The 5,476-nt window shown below is 39.0% G+C and carries 1 protein-coding gene; it reads left to right on the top strand.

Features of this window, described 5'->3' with window-relative positions; genetic code table 11:
• A partial coding sequence (locus ABJD27_RS19295) for an Ig-like domain-containing protein (protein ID WP_348202088.1) occupies positions 1 to 5,476 on the top strand: 5,476 nt, incomplete at both ends.

Raw genomic sequence — 5,476 nt, forward strand, 5'->3', positions numbered from 1 at the left:
TGATAATATAGATCCTGCATCTGAGGTGACAACTGCATTTGGTGGTACAACTTCTTTTACTTTTACTTCTATAAGAATGAGTGCAGATGGAGGTCCTATTGACCTAACAGCAAATTTCACTGATAGTAATTGTCCATTAAACGTTTCTAATGCTGGAACAGCTCCTGTTTCATGTAGTCCTGACTGTGTTATTTCCAATATACAAACTGCTAATGCTTCAGTTTGTAATAATAATGGAACACCTCAAGATCCTTCAGATGATTTCTTTACGACAGATATAATTGTAACCTTTTCAAATCCTCCTACTACAGGGACATTGAATGTTACAGGTGATGCAGTGATTTCAGAAGGTGTAACAGCATTAAATGGTCTACCTACTTCTCATACTTTTACAGGTGTTCAAATGGTTGCTGATGGAAGCCCAATTGATTTAACAGCAAGCTTCTCGGATAGTACATGCCCTTTAAATGTTCCAGCTGCAGGAACAGCGCCTGCTAGTTGTAGTGAAGATTGTAGTATTGATAATATTGAATTCGTTGTTGGTTCAGATTCAATTTGTAATGATAACGGTACTGTCGGAGATGCATCTGATGATTTCTTTACTTATGATGTGATGGTGACTTTTACAAATGTGCCTGCAACAGGTGCGTTAGTCTTAAGTACTCCTACTGAAACGGTAAACGTTGCAGTAGGCGGAGTTGATTCTCCAACATCTCATACTTTTGTAGGGCTTCAAAGCCCTGCCGATGGTGCTCCGATTGATATTACTGCTGCTTTTACAGATGATGCTGCGTGTACTTTAACGTTGTTTTCGGTTTTAACTGCGCAAAATCAATGTAGTGTGGCTGCAGGTCCAGGAGGTCTAGAACTTAATAAAACTCATTGTGATTGGGGTTACACTACTACAGATACTTATAAGATTAGATATTTTGGTGTTTTAACTAATAACGGAACCGATCCAGTATATAATATCAATTTAACAGATGATTTAGGAACACCTTTTTTAGGTAATGCAATTACTATAATTTCTGCCTCAGCAGATGGGCCTATTCCTTTAGGAGTCAGTCAAAATGCTAATTTTAATGGTACTTCCATACAAGAGTTAATTAACGTGCCTACATTAAGTGAGCTGGGACCTGGAGAGAGTATTAATTATGGTTTTTGTATAGAAGTAGCTGCAGGAGCAAATCTAGATCAGGTTACTGTTACAAATCAAATTATAGCAACAGCAAATGATGCAGCTACAGGTGCTGCATATGAGGTTACTGCTTCTGACTCGCAGCGCTTTGAAGAAAACACGATTATATTAAGTGCAGGTTTTGAGGTTAGTGATCCTAACCCAACAATCAATACAGACGGTACTTATGATTTTTCATATACCATAACTTTAAGGAATTCTGGTTCTAATACGGCAACTAATATTCAGTATTCTGATGTATTTGATCATCTAGTTGCATCAGGTGTTCCTGTTAATTCATTTAGTCTTAACTCTAAAACAGGGGTTCTTATGGAAAACGCAGGGTTTGATGGGGCTTCTGGTACGCTTGGAGGTTCAACGTCAGATCTTCTAATGTCTGGTCAAAGTATGGCACCCAATACATCTGCCCAATGGACTTTTGATTTAAATGTCGGACCTACTACAGTTACCTCCGTTAGAGAGTCACAAGGTGTTTTTAGTGGAATTGATAACTCATATGCAACTGCTAGAGCGGTAAGCGATGTTTCTAGAAGAAATTTAGATGCCGCTCACGATAGAGAGCAATGTAATTGTGATCAAACTCCTGTTACTTTTACATCGACTCCTTTACCTTTAATTACAAAAACAGTATTAAATAATGATCCAGCGGGTACTTTAGGGAATAGAGATATTACATTTCAAATAGAAATAGAGAATGGTCCATTGTCACCGATTGATTTAAGTAATCTGCAAATTACTGATAATATTGGAGCAATGTGTCCGGGTAATATTGTGAGTGTCTCAGCTCCTGTAATCACGACATCAACAGCGCTTACAGATCCAGTGTTAGATCCAACTTTTACAGGATTAGGTTCTAACGATATTTTTCAAAACAATACGGGTATATTAAGACCTGGTGAAAGAGTAATAGTGCAATACGAAGTGGAAATCACATTGCCATGTACAGGTGATAATACCGCGATATTTAATGCAACAGATCCAGGTAATAATCCAGTGGCTTCTGTGTCATCATCTGTAGGTATTAATAATCCTCCAGAAGCAACAGATGATAATGACACCACCCAAGTGGATACACCAATTACTATTGATGTATTAAATAATGATTCTGATCCTGATATGGATCCTATCATGATAACAGAAGTTGATGGAATGGCCATTTCTGATGGAGGATCACCAGTATTGCTTAGTGATGGCACCATTGTTCAGATTGTTTCTGGAGAGTTGGTGATTACACCACCACCAGGTAGTAGCGCTCCAGTTTCATTCCCTTATATAGTAGAGGATACTTTAGGGAATCGAGATACGGCAAACGTCTTTATAACAATAGTGCCATGTACGGTTGCTGTGATTTCTTTAGATAATATTTCAGCCTGTAATTCAAATGGTACCTCGGGAGACCCAACGGATGATACTTTTACAGCAGATGTAGTTGTTCAGTTTACAAACGCGCCTGGTTCAGGAAATTTAGATTTAACAGGTGCTGGAATTAACACTTTTGTTCCAGTAACTGGATTAGATAGTGCAACGCAACATAGATTTACCAATTTAACATTCTCTGCAGATGGTGGTCCTGTTAATTTAACGGCAACGTTTGATAATCCTAGTGGATGTACCGATACTCAAAATGCAGGGACTGCTCCAGACTCTTGTAGTGTGGCACAATCTGACATGAGTATTACTAAAACTTTAAATCAATCAGGTCCTTTTGCACCTGGTGATACAGTTTCATGGAATATTGTAGTTAGTAACTTAGGTACAGACTTAGCAACAAATGTTTTTGTAACTGATACTCCAACAAATGTTACAATAACAAATATAAATGGAGGTGGCTGTACTACTTTTCCTTGTAATTTAGGATCCATAACAGCTAACACGCCATTTAGTGACGTGACTATTATTGTTACCGGTATTATAGACGGACCTGGGGCATTTACAAATATAACTGCAGTATCTGCAGATCAGGTAGATAGCGTTCCTGCTAACGATACTGACGATGGTAGTGATGGAAATAATGATGGGATTGCAGTTGGTAATGCAAACTTGGTGACAGTTAAAACTTTAATGAGTGGAGACAGTACGCCAGCGGAAGGTGATACTGTAGCCTTTGCAATAACGGTAACTAATAATGGTCCTGATGACGCAACAAATGTTTCATTGGTAGATGCTATTCCAGCTGGCCTTACGGCTACAATAAACAATGGAAATACTGGTGGAGATCAACCTTCAACTTATACAGATCCTAACTGGACAATTCCATTTATCGCTAGTGGACAATTTGTAACATTGAATATTGAAGGAGTAGTAGATGCTGGTGAGGATGGAAATACGATTACGAACAGCACAACTGCAGCTACAACGCCTGATCAAACAGATCCAACGACAGCTGGTGATGATTTGAATGAAAGCATTACTGTAGATGGCGCAATACCTGATCCTTGTGATGCTCTTGCTTCAGGGAATTCAGATAGTGATGGTGATGGAGTAAGTGATATTTGTGATGTTGATGATGATAATGATGGAATACTAGATAACGAAGAGTGCGAAGAGCCTATTGGATCAATTACAATGGGTGATGGAACAACAGTTTTAGATGGAAATTATAGCAATTCAACTGGTACTTCTGCTGAAATTACTATTACAAGTGATCACAATACTTCTGAGTTTACAAGTGGCGTTACGAGTGGTCTTCAATTAGTTTGGGATCAAGGTACTGACGTAATACATAATATGTCATTGTCTATTGAACAACCTGTCTTAGGAACTGTAGGTAGTATAGTCGTGGCTAACAATGCTCCAGGTTCTAACTATGGAGCGGCAAATGCGACAAAAGAGGTGAATATAACGTGGCCTGGAGGTGGCTCTGCGATTCTTAATGATCCTAATGATGAAATTTCTGGATATAGTTCAGGTGACGTCATTACTTCTGGGGAAGTATTTGTTGTAAATACAGGCTCATTGGTGAGAGATTCAAGATGGACATTATCTATAGATTTAACTGGATTAAATACTTATCCTGTAGTTATAGGTTATAATTCAGATGCTTCAATCGCTACGACGGGTATCGTTAATGAAGGTTTTGCATTCAATTTATTATTAGATTGTGATTTTGACCAAGATGGTATTCCAAATAGAATAGATTTGGATAGTGATAATGATGGTTGTAATGATGTATTGGAATCAGAAGGAACAGATAATGATGATGATGGTGTACTTGGTGATACTGCTACAATAGTTGATTCAAGTGGGCAGGTGCTAACACCAGGAAGTGGTAACACTACTGGCGGTTATAACGGAGTAGATGGTAATGAATTTAATGCAACAGAAGTAGTTGTTGATTCACCTCCTTCAGATCAAACTGTGGAAAATGGATCCAATGCTACTTTTACCGCAGTAGTGAGAGCAACGAGTACAATGGAATATGATGGATTTGCACCAAGTACAACACCAGATTTTAATGATCCACCTGCAATAGATGTTTCTGGGACTACAACATACCAATGGTATTTGGGAGATCCTAATAGTGGTGGATCATTACTAGCAGGTGAAACAGGTTCTTCGCTAATACTGACTACTAATTCTTCAATGGATGGGAATCAATATTGTGTAGTAATTACACATCCAGATAATATTTGTTTTACTCAAACTGAATGTGCGATATTGACAGTAACAACAACCGATTGTTCCCAAGTTGTTGATGGTACAGTAGATGTTTGTGCTTTATTGGCAGCAAACCCTTCAAATCCAATCGGTCTTCAAGATTGTGATGGTGATGGAGAAACAAATTTAGACGAATGTAACGCAGGTTCTGACCCTACAGATCCTTGCTCGATTCCTTCAGGAAGTTCAGCAACGGCCGATACAACAAATCCAATATGGCAAGCAGCCGATTGTGATGGAGATGGAGAGACTAATGGATCAGAAACCGCAAATGGTTCAGATCCAACAGATCCATGTGATGTAAGTGGAACAGCAACAGTACCAGATGTAAGTGATGCGAACTATGCCGTATGGGCAGCCGCAGACTGTGATGGTGATGGCGAGACTAACGGAGAAGAAGTGATGAATGGTACAGAGCCATTTGACCCATGTAGTGTAACAAATGCTACGATACCAACAAATCCAATGATGGCAGGAACGCCAGCTCAAAATGCATATGATGTATGGGCAGCTGCAGACTGTGATGGCGATGGAGACTCCAATGGAACGGATGCAGATCCAACAGATCCATGTGTGTTTACAGCCGGAAGTGTAGCAGATACAACAAATCCAATATGGCAA

The organism is Dokdonia sp. (assembly GCF_039945015.1).
Classification (GTDB): Bacteria; Bacteroidota; Bacteroidia; order Flavobacteriales; family Flavobacteriaceae; genus Dokdonia.